Genomic DNA, 17842 nt, shown 5'->3' with positions numbered 1-17842 from the left:
ATTCTAAGAACGTTCTATTATTAAAAAATTCCTATACTAAACAATCTGGCCCAATTGTTGAACAAAGGTCAAACAGCCCCCCTTTAGCTCCATAAGAAATCCTGCCCGATAGCTCCGTTTAATTTCCGTTGCACGCGCTACTATCTTGTCTACGGGTTTGGCTGATTCAATAAACTGGAGTGTTGTGACGTGAGTTGGATGTGCTAATTATTATCCATTTAAAAAACCAATTGCACCAACATCATGTAGACAATCGTTCCCCCCGCTATGGAAAGGAGCATCATTTTCTTCCAAATGTGAAGCAGGGCAACTACCGCTATCGCCATAAATTCAGGGATGCCGTGACTTCCGGATTGTAAGCTCACATCCTTTAAACAATAAATGACCAAAAGCCCAATTACCGCGGATGGCAGTATTTTACCGAGATACTGTACATATTTAGGTGTGGGTTTACCTGATGGGAAAACGATGAATGGAAGAAACCTTGTAAGCATCGTGCCTAAAACAACCATTGCTATTGTAATGATCTGCTGTGTTAAATCCATTGTCATATGGCCTTGACCTCAACTTTCTCTAATGGCTTTCTAAGTAAGGTGAGTACCCCCAAAATTGAAAACATGGCAGGGATGATGAAATGGCTTCCGCCAAAAATAATAAGACAGACCGCTGACAGCCCAAGCCCCGCGAGAGCACTATGATGGTTTTTCTCTTTCATCCACTGTTCAATGAAAATGACTACAAAGAGAGCCGTCATAACAAAATCGAGTCCTTCTGTGTTGAATTTGACAAGGGAGCCAAAAATGCCGCCAATCGCGGATCCTATCACCCAATAGGAATGATTGAGCAGTGTCACGAAGAACATGAACCAGCCCTTGTCTACATTCTTCGGAACATCAACGGTACAATTGATGGAAAAAGACTCATCGCAAAGCCCAAAAATCAGATACAGCTTTTTCTTCCCGGTCCCCCTGTACTTATCCAGCATGGAAATGCCATAAAACAAATGCCGTGCATTCACCATTAAAGTTAGAAAAAGGGCGTTAATCGGATTGAATGCGACAAGCAATAAATTGGCTGCAATAAACTCCATTGATCCTGCAAATATTGTTAGACTCATCAATATCGGGTAAATCGCATTGAAACCTAATGAATTCATAAAGATTCCATAAGCGATGCCTAAAAATAAAAAGCCTGCAAAAATGGGCATTGTATACGGAAAGGCTGCACGAAATGCAGTTAGCATTTGAGTTCTTTTTTTCATATATTTCACATCCTGATGGCTAAATTTATTTAAACTTAACATACAAAATCCGTACAAAAAACAAGTTAATTGTATGGATTACAATTAAAATAAAATACCCCCATTTCATCAAAATGGGGGTTCTGATAGATAATTCTTTTATAAATCATCCCGTATCATTATTAGAATTCCATACAAAAAATGATATGATTGTATGGAATAAGATCGTAGAGGTGAAGTATGCCAGTAAATTCATTTGATAATTATCCAATGTCCTGGAAACCTGATAAGAAAGCATTAAAGCGTCCTTTTTATAAATCTCTTGCATCATTACTTGAACAAGATATAACAAATGGTTTTTTAGCACCTGGAACAAAGTTGCCTCCGCAACGAGAATTGGCAGATTTTCTTGATTTAAACTTCACCACCATTACCCGTTCCTACAAAATATGCGAGGTAAAGGGATTAATATATGCGGTTACGGGAAGCGGAACCTTTGTGGCTCCCAACGCCACTCGTTCTATAACCATTTCCGCGGATAAAACGGCAAACAGCATTGATCTTGGTTTTGTGGCATCTTTTGAGCAAACCAATGATATTGTATCAGAAACTATTCAAAAAACTGTGAACAAAAGTTATTTGGAGCAGCTGCTGAATTACAACGATCCGACTGGCATTCCACATCAAAAAACAGCAGCCCTAAACTGGATGGAATCTTTCGGCATTCACGCGGATCAAGAGCATATGGCAATCGTTTCCGGTGCCCAAAATGCATTGGCAGTTGCCTTGGCTGCATTGTTTGAGCCTGGTAATAGAATTGCGACCGACTTATACACCTATTCAAACTTCATCGAGTTGGCAAAGATGTTCCATATTAAGTTAGTGCCCATTCCCGGAGACCAGTTCGGAATGCTGCCAGACGAACTTGAAAAGCAGTGTTGTCAAATAAATATTAACGGCATTTTTCTGATGCCCTCTTGCAACAATCCAACCACAATCATGATGTCAGATATTCGAAAGCAAGAAATAGCGGCGGTCATCCGTAAGCATCGTTTAATTTTGATTGAGGATGATATTCATGCATTTCTGACGGCAGGCATTATCTCCGATTACCGGCAGCCTATGTACCACTTGCTTCCAGAACAGTGCGTGTATATTTGCGGCACCTCTAAGTCTATATGTTCTGGGTTAAGGGTTGCCTATATGGTCTATGGGGATGCTTTGCGCGATAAAATTTCCCAGGCCATTTTCAACATAAATGTAAAGACCTCTTCATTTGATGCAGAGGTTATCACAGAGCTTATCCTATCAGGAAAGGCTCATGAAATTGTTTCTCAAAAGAAACAGCTTGCCCAGAATGCAAATGATATTTATTCGGAATATTTTCCTTTAAGAACGGATGTTGGACATCCTCTCAGTCTTTATCGTTGGCTTCCCATTCGAGGACATAACGACGCGTTACAGCTGGAAACGGATCTGAAAAGGCGCGGCATTCGAGTTTTTCATTCCAATCGTTTCCAAAGCGGGCAGACCACCCCTTATATACATTTACGTATTGCACTATCGTCTACCAACTCATTTGATGAGTTAAGAATAGGATTAGACATATTAAAACAGTATCTCAACTGAAAAAAATCGGAAAATCGAATCTTTTAAAAAAATGTTCCAGTTGATTGGAACGGAAGGTACGAGACTCCTGCTTAGAAAAGTGCGTCCAAGGGAGACCCACAGGCGCAAAGAGCGCCGAGGAGTCTCCCGGACCGCCCGCGGAAAGCGAGTGCCTGAAGTGGAAATCAAATTTTATAACCGTCATGAAGTGAATGTTCCACCATGATAACAATAGTAATTTTCAGCTTTAAGATCTTTAATCTCTCTTAAAGACTGTTCTGCTTCCTCGACATTTAAACAAAATGTCGGATTAGCAATGCCCAATTCATGATTCTCTTTAACAGCTGCATCACCTGTTATTACACTTTTTAAACTTGGAAAATATAATGAAATATGCCCTGAGGTATGACCTGGTGTTGCTACTACTCTACATTCGTTATCTAAAATCAAATCACCATCATGTACCTTTTCATCAATTGAAACATGCTTCAATTTCTTTAATTGTTGTATAAACCATTTACCGAATTCGATTTCTTGATTTGGCATATTTTCTAGCATTCCTTCGGCTTGAACCAATCTCTCTGACTTCATTTCGCCACTAATAAATTTCGATTCTACTTCACTAGCTATTATGTTAATCAAAGGATACTTTTCCTTGAAATCAAATAAGGAACCTATATGATCAATATCATAATGAGTAATGATTATATTCTTTAAATTCTTCAATTCATAACCATTCTTTAAAATTTCATATTCAATTAAAGGTAAAAAGTTAGGATACCCTGTATCGACCAAAGTCAGTTCATTCTTCCATATAATCAAGCTAGGATTAATGTAATTTTTTTGCCCATTAAATTCAAATTCAATTGGCAGTTCTATTATCTTCATTTCCTCATCCAACCTCCCGTTTGTTATTAACAAAATCTACCTTTACCTGTCCCTTTAATTGCGTAACAAAAAGGGTGATGCAACGACTTAGTTATTGAAGTAAAGAACCTGTTAGTTCAAAAAGAAACCCTGTATGGAAACAAAGAAAAGAAATAATGAGACAACAACGCACCCAAAAAATCCTCCTTTTCTATCTTTTTGAAGTTCGACCAATCCTGTTACTAACATAAGTGCACCCAAGAACAACATAGAATACGGCATCAAATCAAAATTTCCTGTAATTAGTTGATAGACTGATACCGCAAGAACAATCATTGCTAAGATGAGTTTAACTATTTTCAAGAATATTTCCCCTTAAGTACTATTTTTTATTTAATCATACCATTTGACACCTTTTCATTTGTGTGGAAAATGGAAATTCCTTGATTGACCAACCCACTTTTCTGCAATAAAAAGCCGATTGGCTTTTTAATAAAACCAATCGGCTGTAAGGGCTTTTAATTTAATTGAATGTTTACGCATTTACTGCTTTACTGGCCTGGCTTTCATGTAATTTTTTCATTGCAAATCTTGCTATCGGCTGTGCGATCAAAGCTTCAACCCAAAATGCGATGAAAAAGTTACGCGGCCAATCATAAAAGAACGTTTGAATCGGTTCCAAACTAATTTCTCCCATGCCAATCCAAGATCCGATAACCGTCAGTAAAATGGACAGGATGGTTACGCTGAATAATATCGTGAATAACACTCTAGCATTAAAACCGTCCGTAGGTTCAATAAACTTTTGTACGAGTTTATTAACAAGTGGATTTACAACAAGTGTTACCAATAAAACGACACAAATCCACACAAATGGAATTACTTGTAACGTTTCAAAATACACTTCTTTACTGAATCCGAATTTAAATCCCATAATAAGCGGTGCGATAATGTTGACTGAAAGTATTGATATAATCGCCAAGAATAATACAAAGTCTTTTCCATTTCGCGGTAATCTTGTTTCTTCGTGCATATGATCATCTCCACCAAAAATATTTCAGATGGCAGACGTATCGTGAGACATATATTTTTGGCCAATAAAAACCGACCAATATCTCTACACACTGATATAACAATTTTAGCACCTTTTTTTAATGAAATTCAAGGCTTAATTTTACCCATCCTGCCCCGCATTTTTCCCGAAAGAAACTGCCGCAGCAACCTTTCATATTGAACCTTTTAATGTAAGAATCCTTCAGGTTTGTTAAAGCATCTCCCTATGTTTTATTCTGTCTCTTCTTCACTAAATTGAGGTAGTTTTTCAATTGAATCTAGCAGTATCCCCACTTGTTCTTCCATGATATGAGGTGGATAAGGCATTTCATTCTTGAACCACCACTCCACTGCCCCAACGTATGCTGTTCCAAAGAATTGAAGAATAACATCTTCGCTTAAACCGCGTTATTTCCCTTCTGCTATATTCCATCCATTTTTGATATCTTCGATGACAAACTCAAGTAACCGGCTCCGGAAGAAAGGGACTCCTTTACTGGCTATCAAAGCCGAAAAAAATGAATAATTACTTTCAAAGTATTCGAACCAGCTCGCACCTCCATCCAAAGAATCCGTTTCAGGTGTCGATTCGCAGATTTCCCTCAGTTCGTTAATATGTTCTTCAATGAGCTTATCAAGCAGATCGAATTTATCCAAGTAATGAAGATAGATCGTTCTTCGATTAACATTTGCCCTGTCAGCAATATCCTGTATCGTAATGCTATCAAATTTTTTTTCAGACATCAGTTCAGTAAAAGCTTTTTTTATTGCTTCTTGAGATTTGAGTATTCTTCTGTCAACCGTAGACATTGTGGAATCAACCATCCTTTAAAAAAATTAAATACACAATTTCAATTGATTTGTGCACTAATACACGAATCATGTTGATTTAGTGATTGTTGAAAAACTATTTCTGTTTATAATTTTACACAGATGTGGCTTAATACATCAATGCGAATTGTTAATGGCCATCTAAAACTTAAAAGGAAGATAGGTGTAAAAAATGTCTAAACAAAATAATTTGTTTATTTTCATATTGACCATAGGTGTTTTCGGCATCTTAACAACAGAAATGGGGGTTGTTGGGATATTACCTTTAATTGCTGATCACTTTCATGTCAGCATATCCAAAGCAGGGTTGCTAGTGAGTCTCTTTGCACTTGCTGTTGCAATATCCGGTCCAACTATGCCGTTATTGTTTTCGGGTATAAACCGCAAGAAGGTAATGTTACTTGCACTAGGTATTTTCGTTCTGGGTAACATTGTCTCCATATTTGCATCAAACTTTACCATTTTACTAATTGCTCGTGTAGTTCCAGCCTTTTTCCATCCAATTTATTGTTCATTGGCTTTGACGGTGGCAGCTAGCTCAGTTACCAAGGAAGAAGCGCCAAAGGCTGTTTCTAAAATAATGTTGGGGGTGAATGCTGGTATGATACTTGGTGTACCAATCACCAATTATATTGCTAGTGAATCTTCTTTAGAAATTGCGATGTTATCCTTCGCTATCATTAATGCTATGGCATTCCTGGCTACATTGCTATTTGTACCCTCGATACCTGTTAAGGAAAGACTTCCTTATGGAGCTCAATTAAGCGTATTAAAAAAGCCAATTACTTGGTTAGCTATTGCCACTGTCGTATTTATAGGTTCAGCAACATCTGGTGTTAATAGTTACATTGCAGAGTATCTTGAAACCATTACGAATATATCAGGGAAAACGTTAAGTTTGGTGTTATTATTATTTGGCTTGGCAAGTCTGATTGGTAATCTTGCAGGAGGAAAGTTACTTACTAAAAATGCCACGAAAACTGTCAAATCTTTTCCAAGCGTACTAGGGATCGTTTATTTATTGTCATTCCTAACGGGGAAGTCGACTGGATCTATGATGGTAACTATTGTGTTATGGGGAGTATTATTTGCTGTAGGAGGTATCATTAGTCAATATTGGATTACATCTGCAGCTCCAGAAGCACCTGATTTCGCTAATGGCTTGTTTCTATCAGGAGGTAACTTAGGGATAACAATCGGGACTGCGGTAGGTGGATTATTTATATCGGGAATGGGCACACAATACATCTTACTAGGGGGATTACTATTCTTGATATTAAGTTTAGCATCTATTTTACTGAGTAACTACATGTATAGTTCAAAAAAACAACTTTCTAGTTAGGAATTAATAATCCTACAATAAATAACGCGGAGAGAGATAAATATATCCCTCTCCTTTTTGTTATTCCTTTAGTTAAAAAGCACAAAATAATATCTGAAATTTCACACTTCTTCTAATGATTCTTAAATATGAAACCTGTATACTTTTCTCATGTTAGTTTTTATTACATCACTAGGCATATCATCTAACACTACGAATGGGAGTTGAGTGTAAATTGTCTACATATCTAGAAAGTCAAGCTTTAGAAGAGTCGGAGCTCCACAATAATGCAGATTTGGATGAGTCTCTGAAGCCGAGGTCAAAAGAAGATAGGACGGTTGGCCCGATATCCTATACATTCATGTGGATTGGAGACGGCGTCAATTTAGGGAATATGACACTGGGGGCCAGCTTGGTCGTAGCGGGAACCGCAACGTTGAACATCGTTCAGACATTTGCTGCAGCTGCCATTGCCATCGCCATCATTTCCGTGATTTTTGCTTTAAATGATAGGATTGGATACAGGACGGGCATTCCCTATGTGGTTCAGCTCAGAATGTCCTTCGGGATGAAAGGCTCCATCATATCATCACTTTTGCGCGGAATTCCGGCCATCATTTGGTACGGTTTTCAAAGTTGGATCGGCGGTACCGCTTTAAATGAAATCGTGAAGGTCATTACGGGTGGTGCTGTTGATAATGCCGTCATTTGCTTTGTCGCGATTCAATTGGTGCAAATTGTACTTTCGCTGTATGGCTTCCATGCCATCAAATGGGTGGAAATGCTTGCATCCATCGTTATCATGCTAGCGCTAGTCTATGTATTTGGCATTCTGCTTACATCACATAGCGAGGTCATCGCGGAAAAATGGGTGCACGCTGAAGGCTCATGGGGCTTGCCGTTCTTTGCTTTCATCATGATGTTTTTAGGAAATTATGCGGCTATCTTTTTAAGCGCAGGGGACTATTCAAGAGAGCTTAAGTCTGGCATAAGTGATGCAAAACGAGGTTTTTTGTACTTTTCGCCCATTTCACTGGCATACGGCTTTGTACTGACAATCGGTGTAATGCTCGCGTCCGCTACCGGCATTTCCAATCCCGTTAAGGCGTTTGCCATTGTGGTGGATAATCCTTATATCACAGTAGGCGTTTCGGCATTTATCGTAATAGGTGCAATTGCGGTAAATATGGTTGCCAATATTATTCCGCCAACATATGTCATTACTTTGCTTACAAAGTTGAAATATAAGGTTGCCGTTATCATAACCGGAATTCTTGCTTTTTGCTCATTCCCTTGGGTGCTTGTACAGGATTCTTCGGCGAAGGGCCTTGGATTGTTCATCCTGATTTATTCCGCATTTTTAGGTCCGATCGTTTCGATTTTATTAGTCGAATATTATATATTAAGAAAGCAAAAAATGAATGTCGCCGATTTGTACAGAGAAGACGGGCCATTTGCAGGATATAATCCATGCGCGCTGCTCGCCATGCTTATCGGCGCCGGCGCTGCCTTTATAAAAGTCGAGCTGGCCTGGATCATCGGTGTTGTCGTGGCAGGCATTGCCTACATTATCCTGATGAAGTTTGCCTTCAAGGGTTCAAGATTCAAAAAGGGGACGATCTTCGAGAATGAGCTTTAACCTATTGAGAGGGATACTGGGTAGGCAGTATCCCTTTTTAAGTAAGGCTGGTTTCATGAAATATATGTCTGGCCATTTTTGTAAGTGAATGCATGGTTTCCTTCTTTTTTCAATAATACCGGCAAATACTGCGCGACCATCTCAGCAATTCCGAGATTAAGCGGATGAAGTATCCAATCAATGGATTTCCAATCAAGAATGCCTTCCCGCGTCTTTTTCGGTGTTTCATATATTAAATCCTCATCCGCCATATACAAATATACATATATTCCATCCAGTTCACCTTCTGGAGTTTCCCAGGTTACCGTTCCTTTAGAAAAAAAGGTCCCTACCTCTATGCCCGTTTCCTCAAATACCTCACGCTGTGCACCTATATCAGGTGTTTCACCCTTCTCGATTTTGCCCCCCACCCCGTTCCAAACACCCATAATAGGAGCTTTCTCCCGGTTAAGCATGAGAAGTTCATTATTCTTTTTTACAAAACAAACCGTATACTTAAACATTATTCAAAGTGACCCCTTTATCATCAATTAACCACATGGCCGTGTACTGTTTCCCCGTGAGTTTCCCACTATATTTCGGTCTAGGAAAGATCTTAACCAAACATTCTAATACAATTTGTCCATAAAAAAACATTAGCTTTTTCAATATTAACAATGAATAAAGAATCCGTAAACGCTCTCCGCCAATGTATGAATGCACTCCCCATTAGTTCCAATTCTTCTATTTTTCGCGCATTTACTCTTGAATTCGAGCGATATATACCTGTGTTTGCGCTGTTTACTCGTGAATTTACGCTGTTTACTCGTGAGCTTTGCTGTTTTACTCGTGAGTTTTGCTGTTTTACTCGTGAATTTGCGCTGTTTACTCGTGAATTCGCACTTTACTCGTGAATTTCCGCTATTTACTCGTGAGTTTTGCTGTTTTACTCGTGAATTTACGCTTTTTACTCGTGAGTTTTGCTGTTTTACTCGTTTTTTATCATTGCCGCATAAAGAAAGCAGCGATTCCCTTAAGAATCGCTGCACCTCCTATTTATGCTCCTGCCCAAACATCTTTCGCATATCTACCATTTTCCTCTAATTGTTGCAGCCATATTGTAGCTTCCTCTTTGGATGTTTGATAGAAATGCATGTAGCTTTCGATCAGTGTTCGTTCAACATCGGGAGCCATTTTGCTTCCGTCTCCGCAGATGTATAGGTGTCCTCCTTCTTTTAATAAAGGAAGGATGTCATGGGCGTTTTCCGCTAATCTGTTCTGGACATATGTTTTTTCTTGACCGGGACATCTTGAGTAAGCGGTGTGCAGTGTTACAAGGCCTTCTTGTTCGGCTTGCACGAGTTCTTCTTGATAGAGGAAATCGTGTTCTGGATTACGGCATCCAAAGTAAAGGTGAGAAGCCCCTAAAGTTTCACCTTTTTCTTTCAAAACGCGACGTGCCTGGATGAATCCCCTGAATGGTGCAATTCCTGTTCCAGGGCCAATCATGATGATTGGTTTTTCTGTTTTCTCTGGAAGTTGGAAATTGGATTGCGGCGTATTGATAAAGCAGGCTATTTTGTCTCCTTGGAAGCGTTCTGCCAAATAATTCGATGCAATTCCTTTGTATTCCCAGTTTCCGCTCAAAGCTTCTCCACGGACGACGCTGACGGTGATGCTTGCTTCTCCTTCGTTGTGGAGTGGTGAGCTTGAGATAGAATAGTATCTTGCTTTTAAAGGTGGCAGTAAAGCCAGGAAACGTTCAAATGGGATTTCACATGCAAGATACTTTTCAATAAGGTCAAGCATGGTTATGCGCTTGTTCAGGATTTCTTGTTTATAGGTACTGTCCAAAAGAAGATCTTCAAGTTCTTTTACATGCGGAGGACATACCGTATGAGTGGCAAGCTCCCGAATTTGAGACCGAGTGGCGGGTTCTTGGAACTCCACATAGTTTGATAGTAACTCTTCTAGTTTTACCGGTTTTCCTGTAGGAAGATGGGCAGCTTTTCCGAAATCCCCAGTCAAATTTACGTAATCTTGACCGTTTAGGTTAAATCGACTGAGCACTCGCTCGACAAGTTCCGATGGATTTTGCGGAAGTACCCCGAGATGATCGCCTTCCTGATAGTGTATTCCCTCTGGCAGAGTTAATTCTATATGCCGTGTACTTCTTCCGCTATCTACATGTTGTAATTCAAAATTCCTTTTTACAATGGAAGTAAAAGCATGATGGGTGCGGGCAAGTGGTGTGCCGCTCACATCACTTACGAAGTTCATCGTAATCGAGCTGACTACCCGATCATTCCCATTCACTTCAATGTTCAGGGTTTCGGCAAGATTCGGCCAAAGGGCTTCTGTCCATTTCTCGTAATCCCCTTCAAAGTCATCGCTTGCATCTCCATAGCCTGTTTCTGACAGCCGAACTGCTCCTTTTTGTTCCAGCCGCTCATCAATGAAGATTGGAATGCGTTGGTACGTATTGGCCCAATTGCGGTCCCCGCAGCCGAAGATCGCATAGTGAACACCATCCAATGTGTTACCCTTACTTTCCTTCAGCCATGAAACGAAGTCACCTGCATTATCCGGGGGATTTCCATTATAAGATGCCGAGACTATAAGAACAGATCCTTCTTTAGGAAGCCGATCGGTGTAATCATTTAAAGGGGCAACCTCGGCATTGAAGCCTTGTCGCTTCCCTGTTTCGGCAAGGTCACGAGCAACCCCTTCCGCTGTTCCCATATTTGATCCAAACAGGATGAGTAATGGTGTCCCATGTGCTGATTCGATTGGAGATACCGTGACTCCTTTGTCCGCTGACTTTGATTCTGGAGAAGCAGCGGTAAATGACATCGTCGGCTTCCTCGGTGAAACGCGCATGGTCAATCCGTCCGGTTTGAGAGTCAAAGTTTCTTTAACATCCAATTGATATTCTTCATGATCAATCAAGTCAAAGTGCTGTAAAACCATGCCGAGCACCAGTGTCGCTTCATGAAGGGCAAACTGTTGTCCGATACAGGCGCGCTGCCCGTTTCCAAACGGTTTATAAGCATGATAAGGGATGGAATCCAAATCCTCGAACCGCTCAGGAATGAACGATTCACCGTCATCACCCCAAACAGATGGATCACGGTGAAGCTCGGGAATAATCAGCGAGAACACATCACCTTTCTTCACATTATATTTTCCACCCAGCATGGTATCTTTTTTCGCATAAACGGAAAACGCCGGAGCTGTCGGCCACAGACGAAGCGTTTCATTCAGCACCATCCGGACATATTTCAGCTTTTTCACTTGTTTGTAATCAGGAACATCATCACCCAGCACTTCATCGACTTCCTGCTGCGCTTTTTTTAACTTGTCTCTGTTATTCATGAGAAAATAGATGGCGAACGATAGGAGACCGCTCGTCGTTTCATGCCCAGCGATTAAAAAAGTAATGATTTGAAAACGAATATTTTCATCATCCAGTGATACGCCCGTTTCAGGATCGACTCCTTTCAACATATGGGAAAGAAGATCATCTTCTCCCTGATCTCCATTTTGTTTTCGGTCAGCAATCAATTCATCCACTAGAGAGAACATATATTGAATGTCTTCCTTGAATTGTTTTTTAGATTTGATCATCAGTTTATCTTGGATGCCAAGCCGCTGCGTTTGGCTCATCGCTTCATCCAACGCACGCACCATACTGGTGACAAAAGGATGGGTGGTCTCCCGATAAAAACTGTTAAAACGGTAATTGAACCCGCAGAGTCCGATCGTATCCAACGTCAATCGTGTCATATCTTCAGGAACATCTATCTCATCAGCCGGATTCAGGCGGGCCCATTTTTGAATAAGTTGGGTAGCAAGATCCACCATTTTGGCATGATATCCCTTCATTGCTTGCTGGCTAAAGCTGGGCAGCAGGATGTTATGGGCCTTTTTCCAATTCGGCTCCGTCGTTTCACTTGTGAAAAGGCCATCTCCTCCGAATGCTCTCACTTTTTGTAGGGCTGGACCGACTTTCTTATCAAACCTTGTTTCATCACAAATTTCTTTTGCGAGGGCAGCACTTGATACGAATGTAGTGATTCGACCCGGAAATTGAAACTGAAAAATCGGCCCAAGTTCTCGTGCCAGCTTCATGTAAGACTGAAGCGGCTTATCCTTATCAATGATAGGCAGGCTGCCTAGGGGGCCATATGTCTTTGGCTGTGGAAACTGAGTTGTGTTTTCCATTTTATTAGCACCTCTTTACAATAGTTTAGAATGCGGAATGAACGTTCATTCCGTTTGATTGTTAAAAATTTTTCAATCGTGCAATCGGACTGCATCCCAAAAGCTTTCTTCCACATCTGCCAAAAGTTTTGGTTCAGGTTCTAACTCCCCGATGCGAACAAGTCGCTCAAGCTCAAGAAAGGCTCCATAAATGATGGCAATCAAAGCTGAAGAAGGAAGCTCCTTTATTTCTTTTTTCTCTTTTCCTGACTCAAAGAAATTTTTGAATATATCCAATAGCCTTTGAAAGCTAGCATGACTATCTTCATTTAAAAAATGGGCCCCACTATGTAATTTAATAAAATAAAGTGCTTGGTCCTGCTCGGTTGTAAAGTGAACCATTGATTTAAAAATATGGTGAAACTGATTGCGAATTGAATCATCATGAGGAAATCCACTCTTGACCGTTTCAGTGAAAATATCCAAGTACTCTTGAAAAATCTTGTTGCCCAGCACTTCCTTATTCTCGAAATAACGATAAATGGTACCCGCTCCAACTCCTGCCGATGTAGCAATCATCGGGATCGTTGTCGCATCATATCCCCGTTCTGCGAATAGCACTAAAGCGCTAGATACTATACTGTCTCGTTTATTTACTGCAGTGATCATAATGATTCACCCCTTTTTTCACAAGATGCGGAATGAATGTTCATTCCATTTAGTGTAAGTGTATACCCAATAAAATCTCATCTCAATCGCGCATACTACCCATATTTTGTGAATTATTTGTTAACGGAGGGGGATAAAAGTCTGTAATTATTTCTTTTTGAGGAATTAAATGGGTACTACAAACTATCATTTGCCCATAAAAAAAAGCTGATAGTCACAGCTCTTCAAGTTAAAAACAGGATGATTTTCATGTTAATCAATTAAATCAAAGGAATTTATGCATGATAATAACGTTCAGATAGTTTCTTTTTATGGGCATTGAACACTTCTTCTAATGGGATATTGTACTTGTTCGCAATCACAATCAAGTTTCCTAGCACATCTCCCAATTCTTCGGTTAACTCCTGTTTGTTTTCTTCATACGAACCAATAACCTCATCAGGTCTATCCCTGCCAATTTCAAGGGAGCGAATGGCTCGTGCCACCTCGCCAGTTTCTTCTGCCAAAAAGCCGATGCGAATGAAAATGTCCAATTCTGACCATCCTCGTGCTTCATAATAATCTTTTACCCATTGTTGAAATTCAGTGACGTTCATATTCATCCACCTTTCAGTTAGATAATTCAAGTTTAACAAATCTTCCTGAATTTTGTATGATAAGAAGGGAAGATTACTAAATACTAAATGGGAGATGTGATATTTTGAAAAGTCTAGCTGTATTTTGTGGATCAAGCAAAGGTGCATCTGCTGTCTATGTAGATGAGGCTAAAAAACTGGGTGCGGAACTGGCAAAACGTAATATTACCCTTGTCTATGGGGGCTCAAGTGTAGGAATCATGGGTGCAGTTGCAGATTCCGTTCTGGAAGCAGGCGGAAATGTAATAGGAGTTTTGCCAGATTTTCTAGAAAAAAAAGAAATAGCACATAAGAACTTAACCGAACTGATCGTCGTGGAATCCATGCATGAAAGAAAAGCAAAAATGGCTGAGCTTGCAGATGGGTTCATTGCCTTGCCAGGCGGGCCAGGAACATTGGAAGAATTCTTTGAGATTTTCACTTGGGCTCAGCTAGGTCTTCATCAAAAACCTTGCGGACTCTTAAATATCAATCACTATTATGATCCTTTGGTCGCTTTATTCAATCATATGTCCGACGAACAGTTCCTGCATGAAAAATTCCGTTCCATGGCTCTGGTAGATGTTAAACCAAATGGACTCCTTGATCAATTTAATACATATGAACCGCCAACCGTAAAAACATTCATTACCGAAAAACAAACCTAATCATTTAAAAAAACCGGCCAAGATCAATAATGACCTTGGCCGGTTGTGATAAACCGCTGCGCACTGAAGGGTTAATTGAATATCTGGTTTAAATAATCTCCATGCCCTTTAATAAGTTGCACTTCATGCTGGGATGTAATCCAGAAGAAATGAAATGTCAGCCCCTCTTCAACTCCTCCACCCGTTGGCTGATGATCCCATTCATCAGAAACATTGTATACACGTATTTGATAAAAATATCTATTATGTATGGCACCATCAACGTTCTCCCAAAAATCTTCCGCAATCAAATTCTCCACATGAAAATTTTCCAGACCTGTTTCTTCTTTCATTTCTCTAATAACTGCTTGGTAAGGATCTTCCTGAGGCATCACGGTTCCCTTTGGTATCTGTATCCCCGCTTCCCTAATGGGATGTTGAAAAACCAATACCTGTGTTTCTCCATTTTTGATCCTTGTCACATACCCGTAGGCTTTTTTTATCGGCATCACCATCATTCCCCCGTTATTGCACATGATAGATTAATCACCAAAAGCAAATATGAGCTCTGTCTCGCATACAGTTTCTCCATCGACAGTAGCCCTTCCTTTTCCTTTACCGATAGGACCTTTCAAGCGAGTAATCTCTACTTCTAAACGTAACTGGTCCCCTGGCCTTACCTGCTTTTTAAAGCGACATCCATCGATTCCAGCCAAAAGCCCGATCCGCCCTTTATTTTCTTCTTTTGTAAGCATAACAACAGCACTTACCTGTGCTAATGCCTCCACGATCAAAACACCTGGCATTACTGGGTAATTTGGAAAATGACCAGTAAAAAACTCTTCATTTGCTGTGACATTTTTAATGGCTATCGCTCTCTTTCCTTCTTCCAATTCCAAAACTCTATCAACTAAAAGAAACGGATAGCGATGCCTGATAATGTCTTTGATTTCTTGGATATCAATCAATATTAAGTCCCTCATTTCAATGGATTGCTTTCACTTTATTTTACCATCAGCATCATCACATGGATATTTTTGTATTTTTCAAACTGCACTTCGTTCAACAAAAAAAGGCTGCCTGAGCAACCCTGTTTTTTGATTCCGCTTACAAATCCTTTGCTTTTTTTTCCTTCGATTTAGTTAACGGGGATAGAATCATTTGTTCATACCTCTCATAACCCCCTAATAATTTATGAATCAAGTTTATTTTAGGAACAACAAGGTAAACCACCAATCCTGAAATGGTGCTCAGGATAGCTCCTGCCAGCACATCCGCCGGAAAATGGACACCTACCCAAATACGGGAAATGCCAACAAGGAAAGCCAGCATGATCCATAACAACCACCATCCTCTTTTGAAAAGCCAAAATGATACACAAAACGAGAAAAACAAAATGGTATGATCGCTTGGAAATGAATTATCCACTGCCTTTTCAATTAACTTATTAACATTGGTCAATTCAGCAAATGGCTGATTGTTTGAATGCAATTTACCTGCCATTTTCCCCATCATTTCAGCTATTACAAATGTAACCATCCCACAAACAACCATCATTCTACTCTGTTCATTTCGAGTAAACCATATTACGATGACAGCTAAAGCTAAGAAAAAAACCATGTACTCCGCAATGAAAATGGCAGAGGGGTTTAAATAAGCGTATTGTTTCCCTAAGTCATTGATCATTCTAAATACATCGATATTCAGCTCAAAAAAATCCATGTCATACCAACCTTCCTCTTTTTCTTACATATTAAAGAGAAAGGAAGTAAATCTCCATCGTTCTTCCTAACAGTTTAATCCATTATCTTACATTTTCGTCACACGCATGTTAGTTCCTATGCAGTTTTGATAGCATATTAAATCTTCTTGTACATTTCCTGAACATTCTATATAATCCATTAAAAACAAGGAGGTTAGTTCAGTGAATAATGATATTAACTCCGTTCTGATTCATAAAAACCAAGAAAAAAATTCCGATACTGTCATCATTGTCATTCACGAAATATATGGACTGAACCAACATATTCATGGTTTTTGTGAGTCAATATCAAAACAGGGTTTTGATGTAATCTTTCCGGATTTGCTAGAACGTGAGACGCCTTTTGATTATTCCCAAGAGGAAGCTGCTTATCGGCATTTTATGGAGAACGTAGGTTTCACAGGCGCCTTACATAAAATAAAGGAAATATTATCGGATATAAAAGATGAATACCAAAAGATTTTCATCCTTGGATTCAGTGCAGGGGCAACTGTAGCTTGGCTGTGCAGTGAGGAAGAATATGTCGATGGAATAGTTGGATACTACGGTTCGCGTATTAGGAATTATGCAGAATTAGCGCCACAATGCCCTGCATTGCTATTTTTCCCATTAGAAGAGCCATCATTTAATGTGGACGAGTTAATTTCAGCTTTGGAAATAAAGAATGTCGAAGTTCATAAATTCAGCGGAAAACACGGATTCAGCGACCCTTACAACTCAAACTATCATGCAGAATCAGCACAGAAAGCCGTTAGCAAAATGATGAAATTTTTTAGGTTGAATTGAGGTTCACATTCAGCCTAATGCCGTTTTGCATTGATCCATTGTATCGAACCCGCATCACTATGGGGATGACAGTCATTTTGAACCTTTTTATATTCTATTTCCAATTCTTTTAAGGTTAACTTCATCAGCTGTTCCACACTCTTATTTACAGTATGGATCATAAGTTTATAGATCAATTCCTTCCGCCTTTCTTCCACGCCCTTCTTCATTTCACCCTCTCCTTTTATTCTGATATTATATGAAATGATGTATCCTCAGACAGGGGGAATGATCGTCGGATTCCTTCTCTTCGATTTTACTTATTTTAATATATTCATTCTCTAAATCGGTTAAGGTTAATTCAAAAAGATGGATGTCATTCTTTTTATAAACTCCCTTGTTAATCAACTTGTTGATTAGGAAGTTTCTTTTTCTCTCAATCGCTTTACGTAATAATATCCCCATGATAAATCCCCCTTTATAGGATGTATTGAAAGAGAATCTTTCGACTTGCCCATTCACAAAAAAAACCGGAGACACCTCTTTACATGAAAGAAAAGTCTCCGGTTTTCCGGTCAATTAACCTATAATTCCTATTTAATTACTCGGTATTGTTATTTCTATAATACTAACTCCGTGATCCG

21 protein-coding genes and 1 pseudogene are annotated in these 17842 nt (G+C 39.5%); 7 read left to right on the top strand and 15 right to left on the bottom strand.

Features of this window, described 5'->3' with window-relative positions; all coding sequences use genetic code 11:
- Positions 1-218: 218 nt before the first annotated feature.
- Both J7J00_RS01605 and azlC read right to left on the bottom strand, forming a co-directional pair.
- A complete protein-coding gene (locus J7J00_RS01605) occupies positions 219-551 on the bottom strand; it encodes an AzlD domain-containing protein (RefSeq protein WP_141992276.1) in 333 nt (110 codons plus the stop codon).
- The gene (gene azlC / locus J7J00_RS01600; protein ID WP_214786886.1) at positions 548-1303 is read right to left on the bottom strand and encodes an azaleucine resistance protein AzlC; all 756 of its coding nucleotides are present in this window, start codon (positions 1301-1303) and stop codon (positions 548-550) included. The genes J7J00_RS01605 and azlC overlap by 4 nt, the downstream gene beginning before the upstream one ends.
- A gap of 177 nt (positions 1304-1480) precedes the next feature.
- On the opposite strand from azlC, the gene J7J00_RS01595 reads away from it, so the two are divergent.
- Positions 1481-2869 carry an aminotransferase-like domain-containing protein gene (locus J7J00_RS01595; RefSeq protein WP_214786884.1) on the top strand — a complete coding sequence of 463 codons (1389 nt, stop codon included), beginning with the start codon at positions 1481-1483 and terminating at the stop codon, positions 2867-2869.
- Between the two features lie 31 nt (positions 2870-2900).
- A complete protein-coding gene (locus tag J7J00_RS01590) occupies positions 2901-3074 on the top strand; it encodes a hypothetical protein (protein ID WP_214786933.1) in 174 nt (57 codons plus the stop codon).
- Here the strand turns inward: J7J00_RS01590 and J7J00_RS01585 are convergent.
- The 4 genes and pseudogenes from J7J00_RS01585 to J7J00_RS01570 all read right to left on the bottom strand — a co-directional run bounded on the left by J7J00_RS01585 (position 3050) and on the right by J7J00_RS01570 (position 5578).
- Positions 3050-3736, bottom strand: a complete 687-nt coding sequence (locus J7J00_RS01585; RefSeq protein ID WP_214786882.1) for an MBL fold metallo-hydrolase — start codon at positions 3734-3736, stop codon at positions 3050-3052. The genes J7J00_RS01590 and J7J00_RS01585 overlap by 25 nt on opposite strands.
- Before the next feature lie 111 nt (positions 3737-3847).
- Positions 3848-4078 (bottom strand): DUF3953 domain-containing protein, encoded by a 231-nt coding sequence (locus J7J00_RS01580; RefSeq protein WP_286201128.1) that lies wholly within the window; start codon positions 4076-4078, stop codon positions 3848-3850.
- A gap of 172 nt (positions 4079-4250) precedes the next feature.
- The gene (locus tag J7J00_RS01575; protein ID WP_214786880.1) at positions 4251-4748 is read right to left on the bottom strand and encodes a hypothetical protein; all 498 of its coding nucleotides are present in this window, start codon (positions 4746-4748) and stop codon (positions 4251-4253) included.
- A 251-nt stretch (positions 4749-4999) separates the two neighbouring features.
- A pseudogene (locus tag J7J00_RS01570) lies at positions 5000-5578 on the bottom strand (TetR/AcrR family transcriptional regulator).
- Positions 5579-5771: 193 nt separating this feature from the next.
- Here J7J00_RS01570 and J7J00_RS01565 point away from each other — a divergent pair.
- Together J7J00_RS01565 and J7J00_RS01560 are read left to right on the top strand one after the other, a co-directional pair.
- Positions 5772-6941 carry an MFS transporter gene (locus J7J00_RS01565; protein ID WP_214786878.1) on the top strand — a complete coding sequence of 390 codons (1170 nt, stop codon included), beginning with the start codon at positions 5772-5774 and terminating at the stop codon, positions 6939-6941.
- Positions 6942-7155: 214 nt separating this feature from the next.
- Positions 7156-8559: an NCS1 family transporter gene (locus J7J00_RS01560; protein WP_286201127.1), complete on the top strand. Its 1404-nt coding sequence runs from the start codon at positions 7156-7158 to the stop codon at positions 8557-8559.
- A 53-nt stretch (positions 8560-8612) separates the two neighbouring features.
- On the opposite strand, the gene J7J00_RS01555 is transcribed toward J7J00_RS01560, so the two are convergent.
- A complete protein-coding gene (locus tag J7J00_RS01555; RefSeq protein ID WP_214786874.1) occupies positions 8613-9062 on the bottom strand; it encodes an NUDIX hydrolase in 450 nt (149 codons plus the stop codon).
- Positions 9063-9215: 153 nt separating this feature from the next.
- Between J7J00_RS01555 and J7J00_RS01550 the strand changes: the two genes are divergently transcribed.
- The gene (locus J7J00_RS01550; RefSeq protein ID WP_214786872.1) at positions 9216-9452 is read left to right on the top strand and encodes a hypothetical protein; all 237 of its coding nucleotides are present in this window, start codon (positions 9216-9218) and stop codon (positions 9450-9452) included.
- A gap of 142 nt (positions 9453-9594) precedes the next feature.
- Here J7J00_RS01550 and J7J00_RS01545 read toward each other — a convergent pair whose 3' ends face one another.
- From J7J00_RS01545 to J7J00_RS01535, 3 genes are all read right to left on the bottom strand, one after another.
- Positions 9595-12762 (bottom strand): bifunctional cytochrome P450/NADPH--P450 reductase, encoded by a 3168-nt coding sequence (locus J7J00_RS01545; RefSeq protein ID WP_214786870.1) that lies wholly within the window; start codon positions 12760-12762, stop codon positions 9595-9597.
- 72 nt (positions 12763-12834) lie between these two features.
- The gene (locus J7J00_RS01540) at positions 12835-13410 is read right to left on the bottom strand and encodes a TetR/AcrR family transcriptional regulator (protein WP_214786868.1); all 576 of its coding nucleotides are present in this window, start codon (positions 13408-13410) and stop codon (positions 12835-12837) included.
- Between the two features lie 275 nt (positions 13411-13685).
- Positions 13686-14006, bottom strand: a complete 321-nt coding sequence (locus tag J7J00_RS01535) for a MazG nucleotide pyrophosphohydrolase domain-containing protein (protein ID WP_214786866.1) — start codon at positions 14004-14006, stop codon at positions 13686-13688.
- Between the two features lie 104 nt (positions 14007-14110).
- On the opposite strand from J7J00_RS01535, the gene J7J00_RS01530 reads away from it, so the two are divergent.
- Entirely contained in the window at positions 14111-14692 is a 582-nt protein-coding gene (locus J7J00_RS01530; protein ID WP_214786864.1) for an LOG family protein, read from the top strand.
- Positions 14693-14763: 71 nt separating this feature from the next.
- On the opposite strand, the gene J7J00_RS01525 is transcribed toward J7J00_RS01530, so the two are convergent.
- From J7J00_RS01525 to J7J00_RS01515, 3 genes are all read right to left on the bottom strand, one after another.
- Positions 14764-15180 (bottom strand): NUDIX hydrolase, encoded by a 417-nt coding sequence (locus tag J7J00_RS01525; protein ID WP_286201126.1) that lies wholly within the window; start codon positions 15178-15180, stop codon positions 14764-14766.
- 33 nt (positions 15181-15213) lie between these two features.
- Positions 15214-15639: a 3-hydroxyacyl-ACP dehydratase FabZ gene (fabZ, locus tag J7J00_RS01520; RefSeq protein WP_214786924.1), complete on the bottom strand. Its 426-nt coding sequence runs from the start codon at positions 15637-15639 to the stop codon at positions 15214-15216.
- Positions 15640-15778: 139 nt separating this feature from the next.
- Complete coding sequence (locus tag J7J00_RS01515) at positions 15779-16393, bottom strand: undecaprenyl-diphosphatase (RefSeq protein WP_214786862.1); 615 nt, start codon at positions 16391-16393, stop codon at positions 15779-15781.
- Positions 16394-16595: 202 nt separating this feature from the next.
- Here J7J00_RS01515 and J7J00_RS01510 point away from each other — a divergent pair, with 202 nt between their 5' ends.
- The gene (locus tag J7J00_RS01510; protein ID WP_309487119.1) at positions 16596-17219 is read left to right on the top strand and encodes a dienelactone hydrolase family protein; all 624 of its coding nucleotides are present in this window, start codon (positions 16596-16598) and stop codon (positions 17217-17219) included.
- A gap of 14 nt (positions 17220-17233) precedes the next feature.
- Here J7J00_RS01510 and J7J00_RS01505 read toward each other — a convergent pair whose 3' ends face one another.
- Both J7J00_RS01505 and J7J00_RS01500 read right to left on the bottom strand, forming a co-directional pair.
- The gene (locus J7J00_RS01505; protein ID WP_098372067.1) at positions 17234-17428 is read right to left on the bottom strand and encodes a Fur-regulated basic protein FbpA; all 195 of its coding nucleotides are present in this window, start codon (positions 17426-17428) and stop codon (positions 17234-17236) included.
- Positions 17429-17453: 25 nt separating this feature from the next.
- Positions 17454-17663: a Fur-regulated basic protein FbpA gene (locus J7J00_RS01500; protein ID WP_214786860.1), complete on the bottom strand. Its 210-nt coding sequence runs from the start codon at positions 17661-17663 to the stop codon at positions 17454-17456.
- Between the last annotated feature and the right edge of the window lie 179 nt (positions 17664-17842).

Origin of the sequence: Bacillus sp. ISL-4, from assembly GCF_018613275.1 — a bacterium.
GTDB classification, from domain to species: domain Bacteria; phylum Bacillota; class Bacilli; order Bacillales; family DSM-1321; genus Peribacillus; species Peribacillus simplex_E.
This window is presented reverse-complemented; position numbering and strand designations above follow the sequence as displayed.

What these genes read in the sequence shown, in the direction of transcription:
- J7J00_RS01545 (WP_214786870.1), bottom strand. Translation starts at nt 12,762, where the DNA reads ATGGAAAACACAACTCAGTTTCCACAGCCAAAGACATATGGCCCCCTA.
- J7J00_RS01605 (WP_141992276.1), bottom strand. Translation starts at nt 551, where the DNA reads ATGACAATGGATTTAACACAGCAGATCATTACAATAGCAATGGTTGTT.
- J7J00_RS01525 (WP_286201126.1), bottom strand. Translation starts at nt 15,180, where the DNA reads ATGCCGATAAAAAAAGCCTACGGGTATGTGACAAGGATCAAAAATGGA.
- azlC (WP_214786886.1), bottom strand. Translation starts at nt 1,303, where the DNA reads ATGTTAAGTTTAAATAAATTTAGCCATCAGGATGTGAAATATATGAAA.
- J7J00_RS01515 (WP_214786862.1), bottom strand. Translation starts at nt 16,393, where the DNA reads ATGGATTTTTTTGAGCTGAATATCGATGTATTTAGAATGATCAATGAC.
- J7J00_RS01585 (WP_214786882.1), bottom strand. Translation starts at nt 3,736, where the DNA reads ATGAAGATAATAGAACTGCCAATTGAATTTGAATTTAATGGGCAAAAA.
- J7J00_RS01550 (WP_214786872.1), top strand. Translation starts at nt 9,216, where the DNA reads ATGAATAAAGAATCCGTAAACGCTCTCCGCCAATGTATGAATGCACTC.
- J7J00_RS01500 (WP_214786860.1), bottom strand. Translation starts at nt 17,663, where the DNA reads ATGGGGATATTATTACGTAAAGCGATTGAGAGAAAAAGAAACTTCCTA.
- J7J00_RS01555 (WP_214786874.1), bottom strand. Translation starts at nt 9,062, where the DNA reads ATGTTTAAGTATACGGTTTGTTTTGTAAAAAAGAATAATGAACTTCTC.
- J7J00_RS01590 (WP_214786933.1), top strand. Translation starts at nt 2,901, where the DNA reads ATGTTCCAGTTGATTGGAACGGAAGGTACGAGACTCCTGCTTAGAAAA.
- J7J00_RS01540 (WP_214786868.1), bottom strand. Translation starts at nt 13,410, where the DNA reads ATGATCACTGCAGTAAATAAACGAGACAGTATAGTATCTAGCGCTTTA.
- J7J00_RS01565 (WP_214786878.1), top strand. Translation starts at nt 5,772, where the DNA reads ATGTCTAAACAAAATAATTTGTTTATTTTCATATTGACCATAGGTGTT.
- J7J00_RS01535 (WP_214786866.1), bottom strand. Translation starts at nt 14,006, where the DNA reads ATGAACGTCACTGAATTTCAACAATGGGTAAAAGATTATTATGAAGCA.
- J7J00_RS01505 (WP_098372067.1), bottom strand. Translation starts at nt 17,428, where the DNA reads ATGAAGAAGGGCGTGGAAGAAAGGCGGAAGGAATTGATCTATAAACTT.
- J7J00_RS01575 (WP_214786880.1), bottom strand. Translation starts at nt 4,748, where the DNA reads ATGCACGAAGAAACAAGATTACCGCGAAATGGAAAAGACTTTGTATTA.
- J7J00_RS01595 (WP_214786884.1), top strand. Translation starts at nt 1,481, where the DNA reads ATGCCAGTAAATTCATTTGATAATTATCCAATGTCCTGGAAACCTGAT.